This is a genomic window from Rhizobium sp. WSM409, from assembly GCF_057653825.1.
The window spans coordinates 1,131,528-1,149,142 of the sequence record NZ_CM172794.1; the positions used below are offsets into that span (position 1 = coordinate 1,131,528).

General features: G+C 62.0%; 17 protein-coding genes. 8 read left to right on the top strand and 9 right to left on the bottom strand.

What is annotated here, in order from left to right; all coding sequences use genetic code 11:
• Positions 1 to 228: 228 nt before the first annotated feature.
• Positions 229 to 1,107 (top strand): phosphotransferase family protein, encoded by an 879-nt coding sequence (locus AC25BC_RS05710; protein ID WP_128439202.1) that lies wholly within the window; start codon positions 229 to 231, stop codon positions 1,105 to 1,107.
• A 10-nt stretch (positions 1,108 to 1,117) separates the two neighbouring features.
• On the opposite strand, the gene AC25BC_RS05715 is transcribed toward AC25BC_RS05710, so the two are convergent.
• Positions 1,118 to 1,906 carry an SDR family oxidoreductase gene (locus AC25BC_RS05715; protein ID WP_128439201.1) on the bottom strand — a complete coding sequence of 263 codons (789 nt, stop codon included), beginning with the start codon at positions 1,904 to 1,906 and terminating at the stop codon, positions 1,118 to 1,120.
• Between the two features lie 251 nt (positions 1,907 to 2,157).
• Here AC25BC_RS05715 and AC25BC_RS05720 point away from each other — a divergent pair, with 251 nt between their 5' ends.
• The 3 genes from AC25BC_RS05720 (at position 2,158) to AC25BC_RS05730 (ending at position 5,224) form a co-directional block, all read left to right on the top strand.
• The gene (locus AC25BC_RS05720; protein ID WP_128439200.1) at positions 2,158 to 3,822 is read left to right on the top strand and encodes an electron transfer flavoprotein-ubiquinone oxidoreductase; all 1,665 of its coding nucleotides are present in this window, start codon (positions 2,158 to 2,160) and stop codon (positions 3,820 to 3,822) included.
• Between the two features lie 6 nt (positions 3,823 to 3,828).
• Positions 3,829 to 4,491: a hypothetical protein gene (locus tag AC25BC_RS05725; protein WP_128439199.1), complete on the top strand. Its 663-nt coding sequence runs from the start codon at positions 3,829 to 3,831 to the stop codon at positions 4,489 to 4,491.
• Between the two features lie 118 nt (positions 4,492 to 4,609).
• Entirely contained in the window at positions 4,610 to 5,224 is a 615-nt protein-coding gene (locus tag AC25BC_RS05730) for a L,D-transpeptidase (RefSeq protein WP_003546820.1), read from the top strand.
• A 98-nt stretch (positions 5,225 to 5,322) separates the two neighbouring features.
• Here the strand turns inward: AC25BC_RS05730 and AC25BC_RS05735 are convergent, their stop codons facing one another.
• Positions 5,323 to 6,228, bottom strand: a complete 906-nt coding sequence (locus tag AC25BC_RS05735) for a DMT family transporter (protein ID WP_128439198.1) — start codon at positions 6,226 to 6,228, stop codon at positions 5,323 to 5,325.
• Positions 6,229 to 6,324: 96 nt separating this feature from the next.
• Between AC25BC_RS05735 and AC25BC_RS05740 the strand changes: the two genes are divergently transcribed.
• Positions 6,325 to 6,846, top strand: coding sequence for an Lrp/AsnC family transcriptional regulator (locus AC25BC_RS05740; protein ID WP_017993465.1), 522 nt, complete (start codon positions 6,325 to 6,327; stop codon positions 6,844 to 6,846).
• Between the two features lie 23 nt (positions 6,847 to 6,869).
• Here AC25BC_RS05740 and mgtE read toward each other — a convergent pair whose 3' ends face one another.
• Complete coding sequence (mgtE, locus tag AC25BC_RS05745) at positions 6,870 to 8,243, bottom strand: magnesium transporter (RefSeq protein ID WP_113547121.1); 1,374 nt, start codon at positions 8,241 to 8,243, stop codon at positions 6,870 to 6,872.
• Positions 8,244 to 8,557: 314 nt separating this feature from the next.
• Positions 8,558 to 9,571: a zinc-binding alcohol dehydrogenase family protein gene (locus AC25BC_RS05750; protein WP_128439197.1), complete on the bottom strand. Its 1,014-nt coding sequence runs from the start codon at positions 9,569 to 9,571 to the stop codon at positions 8,558 to 8,560.
• A 103-nt stretch (positions 9,572 to 9,674) separates the two neighbouring features.
• Here AC25BC_RS05750 and AC25BC_RS05755 point away from each other — a divergent pair, with 103 nt between their 5' ends.
• The gene (locus AC25BC_RS05755; protein ID WP_113547123.1) at positions 9,675 to 10,079 is read left to right on the top strand and encodes a winged helix-turn-helix transcriptional regulator; all 405 of its coding nucleotides are present in this window, start codon (positions 9,675 to 9,677) and stop codon (positions 10,077 to 10,079) included.
• Here AC25BC_RS05755 and AC25BC_RS05760 read toward each other — a convergent pair.
• Entirely contained in the window at positions 10,038 to 11,264 is a 1,227-nt protein-coding gene (locus AC25BC_RS05760) for an MFS transporter (protein ID WP_113547124.1), read from the bottom strand. The genes AC25BC_RS05755 and AC25BC_RS05760 overlap by 42 nt on opposite strands.
• Before the next feature lie 299 nt (positions 11,265 to 11,563).
• Between AC25BC_RS05760 and AC25BC_RS05765 the strand changes: the two genes are divergently transcribed.
• Positions 11,564 to 12,508, top strand: a complete 945-nt coding sequence (locus tag AC25BC_RS05765) for a diacylglycerol/lipid kinase family protein (RefSeq protein ID WP_128439196.1) — start codon at positions 11,564 to 11,566, stop codon at positions 12,506 to 12,508.
• Between the two features lie 52 nt (positions 12,509 to 12,560).
• Here AC25BC_RS05765 and AC25BC_RS05770 read toward each other — a convergent pair whose 3' ends face one another.
• Entirely contained in the window at positions 12,561 to 13,913 is a 1,353-nt protein-coding gene (locus AC25BC_RS05770; protein WP_128439266.1) for a glutamine synthetase family protein, read from the bottom strand.
• 83 nt (positions 13,914 to 13,996) lie between these two features.
• Here AC25BC_RS05770 and AC25BC_RS05775 point away from each other — a divergent pair, with 83 nt between their 5' ends.
• Positions 13,997 to 15,364 (top strand): aspartate aminotransferase family protein, encoded by a 1,368-nt coding sequence (locus AC25BC_RS05775; protein ID WP_128439195.1) that lies wholly within the window; start codon positions 13,997 to 13,999, stop codon positions 15,362 to 15,364.
• Positions 15,365 to 15,389: 25 nt separating this feature from the next.
• On the opposite strand, the gene AC25BC_RS05780 is transcribed toward AC25BC_RS05775, so the two are convergent.
• The 3 genes from AC25BC_RS05780 to AC25BC_RS05790 form a co-directional block, all read right to left on the bottom strand.
• The gene (locus AC25BC_RS05780; RefSeq protein WP_080518538.1) at positions 15,390 to 15,692 is read right to left on the bottom strand and encodes a type II toxin-antitoxin system RelE/ParE family toxin; all 303 of its coding nucleotides are present in this window, start codon (positions 15,690 to 15,692) and stop codon (positions 15,390 to 15,392) included.
• A 4-nt stretch (positions 15,693 to 15,696) separates the two neighbouring features.
• Complete coding sequence (locus AC25BC_RS05785) at positions 15,697 to 15,948, bottom strand: ribbon-helix-helix domain-containing protein (protein ID WP_012756745.1); 252 nt, start codon at positions 15,946 to 15,948, stop codon at positions 15,697 to 15,699.
• Positions 15,949 to 16,126: 178 nt separating this feature from the next.
• Positions 16,127 to 17,614: an ArnT family glycosyltransferase gene (locus AC25BC_RS05790; protein ID WP_128439194.1), complete on the bottom strand. Its 1,488-nt coding sequence runs from the start codon at positions 17,612 to 17,614 to the stop codon at positions 16,127 to 16,129.
• Position 17,615: the final 1 nt, after the last annotated feature.

The window sequence follows — 17,615 nt, forward strand, 5'->3', positions numbered from 1 at the left end:
CTTATATTGCGGCGCAAAAAAGACATAATTCCCGGCGGGTAATCACTAAGTGGTTATAATGGCTTAAATTTTTGTAATGAATATTCCGTAATATTCAAACTATACTAATATAGAGCCAGTGTAGCCGGTGCCGTCTGACGGCGGCGGCGAGGGTGGTTCGCGGGGCGACGATTTCGGCCCGTAAGCCGACCGTCGCCCGGGAGGAAAAACTAGAGAAGGCAGGTCGTCATGACTGAGTTGGACGCCAGCGAATTTCGCTCTCTCATAACAAGCGTGTTTCCTGAGCTCACGGCCTCCGTCTTCAAGCTGGCGGCAAAAGGCTGGGATTCGCTTGCCGTCGACGTCGATGACACGCTGATCTTCAAGTTTCCCCGCAATCTCGGCGCAGAAAGAGCGCTTCAGAAGGAAGCCGCCTTGCTCGAGATCGTTCGGCCGTCGCTGTCGATGGCGGTTCCCGACATGCGCATTCACGACGGGCCGCCGATCTTCTCCAGCCATGCCAAGCTCGACGGCGAACATCTCATTGTCGAAGATTACGATGCGCTTGGCGAAAGCGATCGTCAGCACCTCGCGGAAGATCTCGCGCGTTTTTACGCCGAGCTGCATGTGCTCGATGCCGACCGCATGCGGTCGGCCGGTGCCGGGGCGATCCAGCCATGGCAATCGCCCGAGACGGTGCGAACAAAGGCTTTGGCGCTGCTGCCGCCTGACATCCGGAGCTTTGCGCAGGTGATCATTTTCGATTTCGAAGCCTTGCCGCCCGATCCCTACGGCAACATCTACGGCTTCTTCGACGGTCATGGTTGGAACATGGCCTTCGACCACGCGCAAAGGCGGCTGAACGGCATTTATGATTTCGCCGATTCAGGTTTTGGCCCGTTGCACCAGGAATTCATCTACTCGAATTTCATCTCGCCCGATCTGACCGCCCGCATCGTATCGGCCTATGAAATGCTGACCGGACGCAGGCTCGACCGGCGGCGCATTGCGATCCTGACCGGCTTCCATCGTCTGTCCGAGCTCGCCGAACTTGCGGACGATCCGGCGAACGTCGAACAGATGATCCGAAGTGTGGCGACATGGGCGGCGGCGGCCCGCGTCGGCTGAGAGGGAATGCTCAGACGGAGCGTGCCGCGCCGCCGTCGCAGCGGATGAGCGAGCCGGTGATATAGCTTGCCGGCTGGCTGCACAGGAAGACCGCGGTTGCGGCAAATTCCTCCACCCTGCCGTAGCGGCCGACCGGAATACGCGCCTCCTTGTCGGTGCGGATCTCCTCGAGGCTCTTGCCGGTCCGCTTTGCCGCCGCCCCGTCGAGATCGTCGAGCCGCGCCGTCAGGATGCTGCCCGGCAGGAGCAGGTTGGTGGTGACGCCGAAGCCCGCCACTTCGGAGGCAAGCGTCTTGCTCCAGCCGGCAAGGGCCGGGCGCAGCGTATTCGACAACGCCAGATTGGCGATCGGTTCGATCACGCCGGATGAGGCAACCGTCAGGATGCGGCCCCAGCCCTGCGCCTTCATGCCGGGCAGCAGCGCATTGGTGAGCGTGATCACGCGCGCGACCATGGAGAGGAAATAGATTTCCAGCTTTTCGCCCGTCATGTCCTCCGTCGTGCCGGGTGTCGGCCCGCCGGTATTGTTGACCAGGATATCGAGCCCGCCGAACTTTTCCTTTACCGCCGTCGTCACCATCTCGACGAAGCGTTCGTCCCCGAGATCGGCCCAGATCCAGTCGGCCCGGCCTTTGCCTTCGCCATTGATCGCTTTGCAATTGGCCTCCAGCTGGTCGCCGCTGCGCCCGCAGAGCAGCACGTTTGCGCCCTCACGCGCCAGCGCCACGGCGATGCCTAGGCCGAGGCCGCGCGAGGAGGCGAGGACGAGTGCCCGTTTGCCCTTGATGCCGAGATCCATGATTGTCCTCCGATAGCTTTGAGCGATGTATAAGGCGCAAGCAGCGGAAAAGGAAAGGGGATGTAACCGGTTCGGCAGCGTTTGATAATTGACGTTGACGTAAACGTTATGTAATTCTTTTCCACGAGGCCTCATCATTGGGCGAATTGGAAGATTGGCTGTCGTATCCCGGCTCGACAATGCTTTCTCGTTTTGACAAGAAAGTGCCATGACGGGATGACGGCCGCGTGCCGCCAAGCGGAGACGAGTGAATGACCGAGACGACTGAGCTGCCCGAACGCGAGAGCATGGAATTCGACGTTGTGATCGTCGGCGCAGGCCCGGCTGGTCTTGCGGCGGCGATCCGGTTGAAGCAGGTCAATCCGGAACTGTCCGTCGTCGTGCTGGAGAAGGGCGCGGAAGTCGGCGCGCATATCCTCTCGGGCGCCGTCGTCGATCCGATCGGCATCGACCGGCTGCTGCCGGATTGGCGTAAAGATGCCGATCATCCCTTCAAGACCAAAGTCACCGCCGACCACTTCCTGCTGCTCGGTCCGGCCGGCTCCGTTCGCCTGCCGAATGTGCTGATGCCGCCCCTGATGAACAATCACGGCAACTACATCGTCTCGCTCGGGCTCGTCTGTCGCTGGCTGGCGACCAAGGCCGAAGAACTCGGCGTCGAGATCTATCCGGGTTTTGCCGCAACCGAAGTGCTCTACAATGACGAGGGTGCGGTGATCGGGGTCGCCACCGGCGATATGGGCATCGAGAAGAACGGCGAGCCCGGCCCGAACTATACCCGCGGCATGGAACTGCTCGGCAAATATGTGCTGATCGGCGAGGGCGTGCGTGGCTCGCTCGCCAAGCAGCTGATTGCCAAGTTCGATCTTTCGAAGGACCGCGAACCGCAAAAATTCGGCATCGGCATCAAGGAACTCTGGCAGGTCAAGCCGGAGAACCATCGGCCGGGCCTGGTGCAGCACTCCTTCGGCTGGCCGCTCGGCATGAAGACCGGCGGCGGCTCCTTCCTCTATCACCTGGAAGACAATCTGGTGGCCGTCGGCTTCGTCGTCCACCTCAATTACAAGAACCCCTATCTCTATCCCTTCGAGGAATTCCAGCGCTTCAAGACCCATCCGGCGATCCGCACCACCTTCGAGGGCGGCAAGCGACTGTCCTATGGGGCGCGTGCCATCACCGAGGGCGGCTACCAGTCGGTGCCGAAGCTTTCCTTCCCTGGCGGGGCGCTGATCGGCTGTTCGGCCGGGCTCGTCAACGTGCCGCGCATCAAGGGCAGCCACAATGCGGTGCTGTCGGGCATGCTGGCCGCCGAGAAGATTGCCGCGGCGATTGTATCCGGCCGCAGCCATGACGACGTGATCGAAATCGAGAATGAATGGCGCAAGGGCGACATCGGCAAGGATTTGAAGCGCGTGCGCAACGTCAAGCCGCTGTGGTCGAAGTTCGGCACCGCGCTCGGCGTGGCGCTCGGCGGCTTCGACATGTGGACGAACCAGCTCCTCGGTTTTTCCTTCTTCGGCACGCTGAAGCACGGCAAGACCGATGCCCAATCGCTGGAGCCGGCCTCGCAGCACAAGCCGATCGCCTATCCGAAACCCGATGGCGTCTTGACCTTCGATCGCCTGTCCTCGGTGTTCCTGTCGAACACCAATCACGAGGAAGACCAGCCGGTGCACCTGCAGGTCAAGGACATGAACCTGCAGAAGTCGTCCGAGCACGACATCTATGCCGGCCCGTCGACGCGTTACTGTCCGGCCGGCGTCTATGAATGGGTGGAGAAAGACGGCAAGGACGTCTTCGTCATCAACGCCCAGAACTGCGTGCACTGCAAGACCTGCGACATCAAGGACCCCAACCAGAACATCAACTGGGTGCCGCCGCAGGGCGGCGAGGGGCCGGTCTATCCGAATATGTAAGACCGGATGGCCGTTCGCTATCGCAAATCCGCCACGGTTTCTTTGCTCTCCTTTCTGCAAACGGGAGAGCTTGGACCCCTGAAGTGCGGCATGACTATGCGCGCGGTCTCCGAGCTGCTGGGGCCGCCCGATTGGTGGATGGACGGGGGTACCGAAGCGGCTGTTCCACTTCTTTGGAGCTATCGGCCCTTTCTCGAAATTCGGTTTGAGCAGGAGCCGCACCATGCGCTCCGGCTGATAAAGGTGGCTCGGCTTCCCCCCGCTGCCAGAAAATCCGTCCGCATGGCCCGCCTGCGCGTGGCAACCGACGGCTTCCATGATGAAATGCGACTCTTGGATTTCTTGCGCCGGAACACCTGGGGCAAGGATGATGAGATTGTTGTCGGCAGGTGTACCGGCGGGAATCCTGTTATCGACATTTGCACCAGAAACATCCGGCTGGTCTGGTCTATGTCGATTGGGGGCGAAGAGATCCTTCAGCGGGAAAGCGAAGTCGGCCTTTCGAAGGCGGCTTACCTAGCCCGGCGCGATCAGCTCTCGGATGGATTCTTCGGCATTTATTCCAGTCGCTCGCCAGAACTCGATCGTGCCCCGCAGGATGGCTGGGAAAACTTTTCCGTAGGTCAATACCTTGAGCTGACGAGTAGCATTGAAACTGTTGCGAAATAACAGTTCACCCATACCGGATAACGCATTCGTTATCTTCGTCTGCCGCACCTGTTTAGCGTTTCATTAACCATAATCTCCTTAGCTTGCGACATCGTGTTGACGCACTAAGGACACATTCATGACGATCTCCCGCCGGGGCTTTCTGATCGCTCTGCCGCTTTTCGTGGCCGGCTGCTCTTCGACCGGTCTGAACAGCCAGACCAATTATGCCGCACTTCCGGATGAAAAATTCCCGTTGAAGCAGGTGCCGATCGACAAGATCAAGCCGGAGCTCCGCCGCCAGGAAGTGGCCTACGAAACCACGCATGCTGCCGGCACGGTGATCGTCGACACACCCGCGCGGCGCGCCTATTACGTCCTCGGCGGCGGCAGGGCGGTACGTTATGGCGTCGGTGTCGGCCGCGAGGGGCTGGCCTTTGCCGGTAACGCCTATATCGGCCGCAAGGCCGAGTGGCCGAGCTGGACACCCACCGAAAACATGCAGCGCCGCGAAGAGCGCTATCGCAAGCTCGCCGGCGGCATGCCGGGCGGCCCGAACAACCCGCTCGGTGCGCGGGCGATGTATCTCTTTCGTGGCGGCAACGACACGCATTTTCGCATTCATGGCACCAACCAGCCGCAATCGATCGGTCTTGCCATGTCGAGCGGCTGTGTCCGCATGATGAACCACGATGTGATTGACCTCTATAGCCGCGTCGAAGTCGGCGCCAGGGTCGTCGTCATCCAGGCCTGACGTGTCCGTTCCAAGCTCGATAACGACGCCCTCTCCATTGAAAAAGCCGCCGCAGCGATGGCTGCAGGCGGCTTTCGATCTGCTGTTGGTGTTGGATTTCAGCGGCGTGGCGTGGCGATGCCTGTCGAAAGCGCCACGCCGATGCCGGTGATCACGGCGGCGCTGATTTCCGTCATGCCGATCGCTTCGCCAAGCAGCAAGCCGCCGCCAAGCGTCGCCAGCACCGGCGTCAGCGCCGTGAAGGCGGCAGCCTGTGTTCCGCCGAGTGTTCTGACGGCGGTGCCGTAGGCGACCATGGCGACGAGGCCGGAAAGAACGCCCTGGCTCAACACCTGCAGGCCGATCTCCTGAAGTGGGGCCTGTGGCAGCGAGATGCCGAAGATGAGGGCAAGCGCGCCCATGATCAGGAAGGACCAGACGGCGATCAGGGCGCTTGCCTGCACGGCTGTCAGACCGGAGCGGCGGAAGGCATGCGTATAACTTGCCCAGAGAATGGCGCCGGCCGGCAGCAGCACGAAGCTCGTCCATGGCAGCGAGGCGTCCGCAAGGCTGCGCGTGAGCAGGATCAGCACGCCGGCAACGATTGCGATAAGCCCGGCGATGCGTGTGCCGTCAGGTCTTTCGCGAAACAGCGCAATCCCGATGAGCGCCGCGGCGAGCGGCATCGAGCCGCCGAGCAGAATCCCCGAAGAGGCCGCCGGCGTGGAATGGATTGCCAGCGTGGTCAGCAGGAAGAAGACAGCGCCCGAACCGGACACCATGATCGCCAGCAGGTGAAGCGGCAGGCCCTTCGGCAGCAGTCCCGTCTTCAGCCAGACAGGCGAAAGCACCAGCGCCGGAATTCCGAAGCGGATCAGCCCGATATCGATCGAGCCGAGGGGCGTTGCGGCGCTGTGGCGGGTGACAAGAAACCATGTCGCCCAGATCAGCACGGTAATGGTGCCGCCGGCATAACCCAGTACCTGCGATGGCGACTTGTCGTTCGTGAAAGCAATGGTGGTCATCGTCCTGTCCTTTCTTTCATCCGGAGCCTGTCCGGTTGAAGAGAAGACTAGCGCCAGAGGTCAGGGCATGTCCTTGCTATCTATGGCTCAAAAATCATGCTATGCGCAATCTTCTGCCAATTGATGTCGGCGGGGGTCGCGAAAATGCCAAATCTCGATAAATTCGATATTGCCATCCTGAAGTGCCTGCAGGAGGATGCACGGGCCACAAATGTCGAGATCGCCGAGAAGGTGAACCTTTCGCCGTCGCCCTGCCTGCGCCGCATCCGCAATCTCGAACGGTCCGGGATCATCCGCGGTTACACGGCAGATATCGATCGCAAGGAGGTCGGTCTCGGCCTCACCGTCTTCGTCGAATTCAAGGTCGTCCAGCACAGCCGCGAAAATTCCGAGGCGCAGCAGAAGGCGCTGCTCGCCATCCCCGAGATCGTCTCCTGTTTCCTGATCTCAGGCACGGCCGATTTCCTCGCCGAAGTGGTGGTGGAGGATCTCGCCGCCTACGAACGGCTTCTGACGGAAACGCTGTTGACCCTGCCGAATGTCAGCGACATCCGCTCGAACTTCGCCATCCGCAGCATGAAGACGCATGGGCCGTTGAAGTTGCCCGAGGGAAAATAATTTCCCTCGGGCATTATTGCGGGTTAGAGCAGCGTCCCGCTGAGGATGAGCAGCGCCACCGAGAAGTAGATGACGAGCCCGGTGACATCGACCAGCGTGGCGACGAAGGGGGCCGAGGCGCTGGCCGGATCGAGCCGGAGCTTCTGCAGCACGAAGGGCAGCATCGAACCGCAGATCGAACCGAAGGTGACGATCCCGATCAGGGCGGCAAACACCGTAACGGCGACCATCTGCCAGTGCGGGCCGTAATCGTAAAGCCCGGCCGACTGCCAGAAGACGATGCGGATGAAGCCGACGAGGCCGAGGATCGCGCCGAGCACGATGCCGGTCGGCAGTTCGCGCAAAAGCACCTTCCACCAGTCCGAAAGCTTCAACTCGCCGAGCGCCAGCGCCCGGATGATCAGCGATGTCGCCTGCGACCCGGAATTGCCGCCCGAGCTCATGATCAGCGGGATGAACAGCGTCAGCACCACGGCCTTTTCCAGCTCGCCTTCGAAATGCTGCATGGCGCTTGCCGTCAGCATCTCACCGAGGAAGAGCGCAGCGAGCCAGCCGGCGCGCTTGCGGATCATGCCGGCGAAGCTGATCTTCATGTAGGGCTGGCCGAGCGCCTCCATGCCGCCGAACCTCTGAGCCGCTTCCGTCGTGTCCGATATCATCGTGTCGATCACGTCATCGACAGTGACGATGCCGAGAATCTGCCCCTGTTCGTCGGTGACGGGCAGGGCGAGCAGGTCGTGCTTGCGGATCAGCCTGGCGACATCCTCCTGCTTCATCAGCGGATCGGCCGAAACCGGCGCACCCTTCTGTGCCACCGAGAGGATCGAAGCCTCCGGCTCGCCGGTGATGAGGCGGCGCAGCGTCACCACATGCAGCAGCGCATGGCTGACCTCGTCCAGCACATAGATGGCGTAGACGGTCTCGCGCGAGCGTTCGACCTGACGCACATGGTCGAGCGTGCGGGCGACGGTCCAGCTATCAGGCACGCTGACGAACTCCGTCGTCATGATGCCGCCGGCCGTGCGCGGCGGATAGCCCATCAGGTGCTGGATCGCGATGCGCACCGGTTCGTCGAGGCTGGAGAAAAGCCGGGCGCGGGTCTCGCCGTCGAGTTCGAGCAGCACGTCGGCGACGCGGTCGTTGGACATGCCGTGCAACAGCCGTGCGGCATCCTCGGGGCTGATCAGCGCAAGGATCTGTGCAGCGTTGCGAAGCTCCGGCCGGTCGAGAATGTTGACCGCATAGTCGAGCGGCATGCCGGTCAGCACCCGCCCGGCATCCTGGACGCTGAGTACGTTCAACGATTCGACACGTTCGGCGATCGTTGCGCCGCGGCTGTTGTTGATGAAGACACGGGCGGCATGGCCTGCCCGAAGAGGGAAGCGATTGATATTCATTTGAGGCTCGCCTTTCCGTCGATCCGCCGTAGCGTCCGATCGGGCGAGCCGACAGGAGTCGGTCAGCGCACGAGGGTCGCGTACGGCAAAGGCAATCGACTGCTACTGTCGCTTGGCATCGTTATGATGGCTCCGTTGAAATCCGTGGTCGACGAGTGTCATCCACGTGAATGCTAGGTGGTCCCGGACGCAGAAAAAGTCAAGCGGGATAAATGCTTAACGCCAGAATGCCGCACCCCACGATGCGGCATTCCAGGCGGGTATGGTTTGGATGATCTTGGGGGTCCCCGAATACCGGCCTGCCGGCTGTGATCTCAGAATCCTGCAAGCACCGCCTTGCCCTTCATCCTGCCGCTTTCGACCATGGCATGCGCCGTCTTTAGGTTTGCCGCATTGATCGGCCCGACGATCTCCGAAAGCGTGGTGCGGATCTTTCCGCCGTCGATGAGCTCGGAAATCTTGTTCAGCAGCTTGTGCTGCTCGATCATGTCAGGCGTGCCGTAGAGCGGGCGGGTGAACATCAGCTCCCAATGAACGGAGACGGCCTTGCGCTTGAAGGGCACGATGTCGAGCGTTTTCGGATCGTCGATCAATGCGAAGCGGCCTTGCGGCGCAATCGCTTCGACGATGTCGCCGATATGGCTGTCGGTATTGGTGGTCGAGAATATGAATCCCGGCGCGCCGATGCCGAGCGCTGCCACCTGCGGCGCGATCGGTTTGGAATGGTCGACGACGTGATGCGCGCCGAGTTCCTTCACCCAGTCCTGCGTTTCCGGCCGCGAGGCCGTAGCGATCACCGTCAGGTCGGTCAATGCCCGGGCGATCTGAATGGCGATCGAGCCGACGCCGCCAGCGCCGCCGATGATCAGGATGGATCGTGCCGCTCCCGAAACTGCGTCCTGCACCTTCAGCCGGTCGAACAGCGCCTCGTAGGCCGTAATCGAGGTCAGCGGCAGGGCCGCCGCGGCCGCGAAGTCGAGGCTCTTCGGTTTGGTGCCGACGATGCGCTCGTCGACGAGATGGAATTCGGCATTGCTGCCCGGGCGGCTGATGACGCCGGAGTAGAACACCTCGTCGCCGGGCTTGAACAGGGTGACATCGGCGCCGATGGCCTTGACGATGCCGGCGGCATCCCAGCCGAGCACCTTGAACTCGTCTGCGGGCGGTGCGGAATGGGCGCGCACCTTGACGTCGACGGGATTGACCGAAACGGCTTTGATCTCGACGAGCAGATCGTGACCCTTGGCCTCCGGCATCGGCAGCTCGACATCGATCAGCGAGGTTTCGGAGGAGATCGGTTGGGGCTTTTTATAGGCGACGGCGCGCATGGGAAACTCCTGTGTTCGTTGCACGGAAGCTAGATGCGCACTATGATCTGACAACGCAAGAATGCACAAATTCTGTACGTAGTACCCAAAAGGATACTGTAAAATGTCGTTGCCGCGCGCCAAGCTCGTCAAGAATTTCCCCGGCTGCCCGGTCGAAGCGACGCTGACTTACCTCGACGGGAAGTGGAAGGGCGTGATCCTGTTTCATCTGATGGAGGGAACCCTGCGCTTCAACGAATTGCGTCGTAAGCTGCCGGCCGTGACCCAGCGCATGCTGACCAAGCAGCTGCGTGAACTGGAAGAGTCCGGCCTTGTCTCACGCACCGTCTATCCGGTCGTGCCGCCGAGGGTCGAATATGCAATGACGCCGCTCGGCCGGACGCTAAAGCCCGTCATCCAGGCGTTGGCCGCCTGGGGTGACGATTATGTCTTCTGCAGCCCGGAAGGCCGCGAGCTGCGCTTGGCCTCAGACGGCCTGCGTGCTCCGGTCGCGGCGCTCGAGGCGTAGCGAGGCTGCAAAGACGAAGAGGCCGAGGAAGGACAGTGCCGCGCCGACATAACCGGTCGCCGCAAAACCGTAGCCCCCGGCGATGACGAGACCGCCGAGCCAAGCGCCGATCGCATTGGCGATGTTGAAGGCGGAATGGTTGGAAGCGGCCGCAAGCGTCTGCGCGTCGGCGGCGACATCCATCAGCCGCGTCTGCAGCGCCGGTCCGGCGGCAAAACCGCAGCCGACGAGAAAGACGGAGAGACCGAGCATATAGGGATTGGCGGCGGTCAGCGAGAAGATGGTCAGCACGACGATATTATAGATGAGCGACCCGCCGATCGTGCCGAGCAGCGATTTGTCGGCGAGCCAAGAGCCGATGAAATTGCCCGCATTCATGCCGACGCCGAAGAGGACCAGCATGATCGGAACGGCCGTCTCCGGCAGCATCGCCACCTCAGTCGTCGTCGAGGCGATATAGCTGAACATCGCGAACATGCCGCCGTAACCGACAGCGGCAATGCCGAGCGTCAGCCACACCTGCGGCCGGCGGAAGGCGCCGAGTTCGCGCAGGAAACCCGCTTCCGCGGAAACCCTGTCCTTCGGAACGTAGAACCAGATCAGTGCCACCGTCAGCAGGCCGAGCACGCCGACCGAGAAAAACGCCACCTGCCAGTCGAGCGACTGGCCGAAGAAGGTCGTCAACGGCGTGCCGAGAAGTGTCGCGACGGTCAGGCCGAGCATGACGCGGCCAACGGCACGGGCGCGGCGATGCACCGGCACCATCGAGGCGGCGACAAGGGCCGCGACGCCGAAATAGGCGCCGTGCGGCAGGCCGCTGACGAAGCGCAGCAGCGTGAAGCTTTCGAAGGTCGGCGCCATGGCGCTCGATATATTGCCGGCGGCAAAGATCAGCATCAGCGTCAAAAGCAGCGTGCGGCGCGCCATCTTCGCGGCGAGCACGGCAATAACAGGTGCGCCGACGACGACGCCGAGTGCATAGGCGCTGATGACGTAGCCGGCTTGTGGCGTCGTGACCGAGAAGGTCTCGGCGACATTGGGCAGCAATCCCATGATCGCGAATTCGCCGGTGCCGATGCCGAAGCCGCCGCAGGCGAGCGCCAGCTGGACCAGCGCCACGGTCATTGCCGACGGCAGCTCTTCATCCCGGCTATCGATGGAAATATTGGCGGCAATCTCACTCACGAGAGCTCCTCGAGGCGGTTTCTGCTTGGCAATGGCCGCTGGCGCAGGCGCAGCCGCAAGCCGATCGGTGGAAATGGCGGGAGGTGGAGACGATGTCTCCGATAGACCATCTATCCGTGAGCTCTCGGCTGCCGTCGAGTGCATTTTTTGCAGTGCAGCGTCCTGCTATGTGCATACGTCTATTGCAATTTTTGAACTTCTGTCCTTTGTCAGGAAAGAAGGCTGCGCTTGAAATCGGCGATACCGCAACCATCTCAGGGCAAGGCAGGAGCATTTCCGCGCCAGAGACGGGAGCTCTTATGAAGCTTGTAGGCTTTTTCAATCGCGACGGCGGGACCTTCAAGACCACCGACATGCTGGCCTATGAAAAAAGGGCGGAGGCGGCTTTCCGCGAAGCGGGGCACGATTTCGACGCCATCGTCTTCTCAGGAAAGGAAATCGTTCCCGCCATGGAGCGGGCTGCCAAGCGCGACGATATCGACGGTATCGTTGCCGGCGGTGGTGACGGCACGATTTCGGCGGCGGCATCGATTGCCTGGAAAAACGGCATTGCGCTCGGCGTCGTGCCGGCCGGCACGATGAACCTCTTTGCCCGCTCGCTGCGTGTGCCGCTCGATATCTGGCAGGCGCTCGATGTGCTTGCCTCTGGCGAGGTCGACAATGTCGATATCGCCAGCGCCAACGGCCGGCCCTTCATCCACCAGTTTTCCGCCGGCCTGCATGCCCGCATGGTGCGTTACCGCAACGCCTACAGCTATCGGTCCCGGCTGGGCAAGATCCGGGCGAGTACGAAGGCGGCCTTGGGCGTCATCTTCAACCCGCCGGAATTCGAGGTCGAGTTCGAGGCGATCGGCATGCGCGAGCGCCGCAGGGTGTCGGCGATATCAGTCTCCAACAATCCCTTCGGCGAGAACGCGCTGCTTTACGCCGATAATTTGAGAAGCGGCGAACTCGGCTTTTACACGGCAAATCCGCTGAAGCCGCTTGGTGTCGCCCGCCTCGCCATCGACATGCTGCGCGGCAAGGTCCGCGAGAATGCCGATGTCATGGTGATGCACCCGGCCGAAGTGCACCTGCATTTCCCGAAACTGCGCTCCAAGGCCAATTGCGTCATGGACGGCGAGTTGCTGCCGCTCGCCCGCGACGTCTCGATCCGGCTGCACCCGGGCGAATTGAAGGTTCTCGTCAAGCAGGGTCTCGCCGCTCAGGTGAATGCGGACGAACGCCGCGAGCCCGCTGCGTAAGTCGGCCCGCTGCGTAAGTCGGCCCGCTGCGTAAGTCGGCCGCCGCGTAATTTCAGAGCCGCGGCAGATAGGTGCGGTAGTCGAAATCCGAAACGGTGCGCAGATGCGCAAGCGCTTCCTTGCGCTTGGTGTCGCCATAGAGCGCCTGATAACGCGCGCCGAAGATATCGGTGATGAACGGCGAGGTGTGGAAGGTGTCGACGGCGCTGAGGAAGTCATGCGTCAGTCGCGCCGTATTCACCGGTGTGTGCGAGGGCGTCGTCTCTTCGCCGGGGTCGAGTTCGCTGTCGAGACCGGTGAGCATGCCGCCGAGGATCGCTGCCAGCAGCAGATAGGGATTGGCGTCGGCGCCGGCGACGCGGTGTTCGATGCGTGCGGCCGGACCATCCTTGTCGGGTATGCGGATCGCCGTGCCGCGATGGCCGCTTCCCCAGGTCAGATCGACAGGCGCGAACGAGCCGAGCTGGAAGCGGCGGTAGGAATTGGCGAAGGGGGCGAAGATCAGCTGCGCCGCGCGCATGGAGTCGAGCAGGCCTGCTATCACCGATTTGAGCATCTTCGGCTCGCCGCCCTTGGCATCGAGGATGTTGCGGCCTTGTCCGTCGATGATACTCGCATGCACATGCAGGCCGGAGCCGGCATGTTCGGAATAGGGTTTGGCCATGCAGGTCGATTTCAGCCCGTGCCGGCGCGCCGCCTGTTCGGCGATGCGCTTGAGATAGAGGCAATCGTCGGCGGCTGCCAGCGCGTCCGCGCGGTGCAGCAGGTTGACCTCGAACTGGCCCGGACCGAATTCCGCTGTCGTCGCATCCGCCGGCAGGTCCTGCGCTCTCGCATAGGCCCTCAGCGTCTGCAAATAGCCGTCGAGCGCGTCGACGACGCTCATGTCGTAGAGCTGAAAACCGTTCGGTTCGCCGCGAAAGGTGAGGCTTTCGGGCGGGCAGGGGCGTCCGGTTTCGCGCCAGTCTCCCGACATCACGTAAAATTCCAGCTCGGTGGCGACGACGGGCGTCAGCCCGCGCGCCGCATAGCGCTCCAGCACCGAAGCGAGGATGGCGCGCGGATCCATGAAGCTCGGGCTGCCGTCGAATTCGTGCATGGTGGCGAGCACCTGCATCGAGCCCTCGGGCGCCCAAGGCATCGGCGCCAGACTGCGCCGGTCGGGGATGACCTTGCCGTCGGGATCGCCGATCGTCAGCGACAGGCCGGTGATATCGTCATTGTCGTCGCCCCAGATGTCGAGCGATTGCGTCGAGGTCGGCAGGCGGATGTCACCGGCCCAGACCTTGTCTTCGGTACCAGGTGGAAGCTGCTTGCCACGCAGGTCGCCATTCATGCCGACGATCAGGATCTCGAAGCGCGGATCGCCGCCGTCGGCCTTGCCGTCCATCCTGTCGCTCGCCATGACCTTGAAAATCCTCCGGGACAAGGCCAAGCTCCTATCTCATCGACATCAGCCTTTCAATCCGCGAGGGTCTTTTACCAGTCATGCCCGATACTTACCCACCCTCGAATCTTGCCGCGATCGACGCTGCGCACCACCTGCATCCCTTCGCCGACATGAAGAAGCTGAATGCCGAGGGCGCGCGTATCATCCAACGCGGCGAGGGCGTCTACATCTTCGACAATCACGGCAGGAAATATCTTGATGGCTTCGCCGGCCTCTGGTGCGTCAATATCGGCTATGGCCGCCGGGAGATCGCCGATGCCGCCACCAGGCAGATGAATGAGCTGCCCTATTACAACACCTTCTTCGGCACGACCTCGACGCCGGCGACGCTGCTTGCGCAGAAGGTCACCTCCCATGCCGGGGAGCGGTTCAACCACATCTTCTTCACCGGCTCCGGCTCGGAGGCGAACGACACCTGGTTCCGCATGGCGCGTGTCTATTGGAGCGCCATCGGCAAGCCGTCGAAGAAAATCGTCATATCGAGAAAGAACGGCTATCACGGTTCGACCGTTGCCGGCGCCAGCCTCGGCGGCATGAAATACATGCATGAGCAGGGCGACTTGCCGATCCCCGGCATCGTCCATATCGGCCAGCCCTATTGGTACGGCGAGGGCGGCGATCTCTCACCGGCCGAATTCGGTCTCAAGGTTGCCCGAGAGCTCGAAGCGAAGATCGACGAACTCGGCGAGGAGAACGTCGCCGCCTTCGTCGCCGAGCCGGTACAGGGGGCTGCCGGCGTCATCATCCCGCCCGAGACCTACTGGCCGGAGATCGACCGCATCTGCAAGGCGCGCAATATCCTGCTGGTGACCGACGAGGTGATCTGCGGTTTCGGCCGACTGGGCGCCTGGTTCGGCCACCAGTATTTCGGCGTCGAGCCCGATCTGGCGCCGATCGCCAAGGGGCTTTCCTCCGGCTACCTGCCGATCGGCGGCGTACTCGTCAGCGACCGCATCGCCGATGTGCTGATCAACGATGTCGGCGACTTCAACCACGGTTTCACCTATTCCGGCCACCCGGTCTGCGCTGCCGCAGCCCTCGAAAACCTGCGCATCATCGAAGAGGAAAGACTGGTCGAGCGCGTGCGCGACGATATCGGCCCCTATTTCGGCAGGGCCTGGGCAGAGCTCGCAGACCATGATCTGGTCGGCGAAGCCGCCAGCATCGGCCTGATGGGCGGACTGCAGCTTGCCGCCGAGAAGAGCACGCGCGCTCGTTATGCCAAGCCCGATCAGGTCGGTGCGCTGGTGCGCAACCACGCGCTGGCGAACGGTCTCGTGCTGCGCGCCACCGGCGACCGCATGCTCGCCTCGCCGCCGCTCGTCATCAGCCACGCCGAGGTGGACGAGATGGCGAGGATCACCAGGCTGGCGCTCGATTTGGCCTGGAAGGAACTGAAATCCTGATTGCGCTCAGCCCAGCTAGCTGGGCCTAAAGCTCGAAATCCTGCGACTTGATATCCTCGGCGCCATGCTTGACACGTAGGACAACGATGCGGTCGTGATAGGAGCGGTAGTAGATGCAGCGGTTCCGGTAGGGCAGGCCGCGCAGGCCTTCCGCAATGTGGTCGCGTGGAGATCCGGTGAAGTCCACTTCGGCGATCCAGGCGATCTTCGCGGTCAGGTCGGCCAGAAACTCATGCGCGTAGTGGGGGCTGCTCTCGGCGATATAGCGTCGAATATTCCGCAGATCCTCAATGGCGGATGGAGCGATAATCAGGCGTTTCGGTTTGATGGCCTTAGCTTTCGTTCATGACGTCTTTGAGGAACTCCGCGCCGGTAGCGTATTCCTTGCCGAGGCCGGCTTCGATCTCGGCATCCGCCGCCTGAATATCCTTACGCAGCACCTGCATTTTCAGCTCGTGGTCGGCGAGCATACGGATGCCTGCCCGCACGGCCTCGGTTTCGGTGCCGAACCGGCCATTGCGGACAAGATCCGATAGAATCCCGTCATAGGTATCGCCAAGGGAAAAGGTTTTTGCCCGTGCCATGTAAATTTACTCCCTGCTCTTAGTGTATGACAAATACAATACTTTTACAATGTTCGAGCATGCTGGATATGGCCAACGAGCTAATGGCTCAGCGCCTCCGAGCACAGTGAATGAGATAGCGAGGATCACGAAACTGGCGCTGGATTTGGCCTGGAAGGAGCTGAAATCCTGATTGTGCTCAGCCCGGCTGGTTGACCCAAGCATAGCCGAAACGGTAGCGGTCGTCGCCGCGCCCATAGAGATAGGGCACGTCGATCACCGACGCCTGCGGTGCGGACACGCCGAGATGGGTCTGCAGCCATTCAGCCATATCAGGCGGAAGAGCTTCGCTTCCCCCCTTCTGCGGGAGGAGCCACACCAGGAGAAGTGGTCGCCGGCCGGTAAGATCCGGGTGGAAGCCAGGATAATCCACCGAGAGGATCGGCACGCCGGGAATATCCTGCCTGAGATTGCCGGCGAGCAGGCTGTCCCCGGCAAGGATCGCCGCCGGTTCGGCCTGTTTGCGCAAGGTTTCCAGCATTCCGGCATAAGGCCTGTTCAGCCGCTCGTAATGACCGGTGATACGTGCCGCCGTGACGCTGCCGTAAAGGGCCGCCGGCACGCCGATCATGATGACGGCGACGATGGGCATGAAACGCCTGAACGCCCTGTCTGTCGCGACGCCCACTGCCTCGATCTTCAGGCAGAAATAGAGCGGCAGGATGAAGAGCATCGGCACCAGCCAGCGATCCTTGATGCCGGCCGCGCCGCCGAAGACGATCAGAAGCAGAATGCCGGCGAGGAAGACGAGCATCATCCGCTCGAACAGCCGCGTCCATTCCGAACCGGCGGTCAGCGCCGGACGAAGGCTCTTGCCGAAGACGATCGCGAACACCGCCACAGTCAATCCGGCAAAGCTGATGATGGCGAGAGCCAGAGAACTGACGCCCATGGCCACCTGCGTGAGATAGCTCGCATGGCCGCTCGCGGTCATCTTCTCCAGGGTGCGTGCGGTGGCGAAATCGAGATTGTCCTTCAGCCAGAAGAGATGCGGCAGGATGATGACGAGCGCTACCGCCGCCGTCAGCACCAGCCGCCAGTCGAAGATCCGCGGCCGCAGGCGCGCATCCGAAAGCGCGGCAATCAGGGCGGCCGCCGGCAGGATCGCGAAATTATATTTAGCAAGCAGGCCGAAACCGATGCCGATGCCGGCGATGAGATAGGAGGCAAGGCTCGGCTGCTTCAGGCTGCGGATGAAGCCGTAGAAGAAGATGCTGGCCGAGAAGAACACGGCGACCGTGTGCGTCAGGTCGCGCTGCATCTCGAAAGCCATCTGCGGGATGGTCAGCAGTCCGAGCGTGGCGATCGCCACCAGCGCCTTGTCGCGCAGGATAAGCCGCGCGGTCAGGCTGTAGAGCACGTAGGAGCTGAACAGCAGTAGGTTCTTCACCACCGAAAGGGCGGTTAGCGAGACGCCGGCGAACTGGAAGACGGTGTATTGCAGCCAGTTGTAGAAGGGCGGCTGCGGGCCGTAGCCGGCGGCAAGCCATTGCGAGCGGAAGGCCTGTTCGGCTTCGTCGAGATCGAGAGAATGCGAGGTTGCGAGCCGCACGCCGACCTGAAGCACGAAATAGGCCGCCAGCAGGACAAAGATCCAACTCAGGCCGCGACGGTTGCTCTCGGTCATT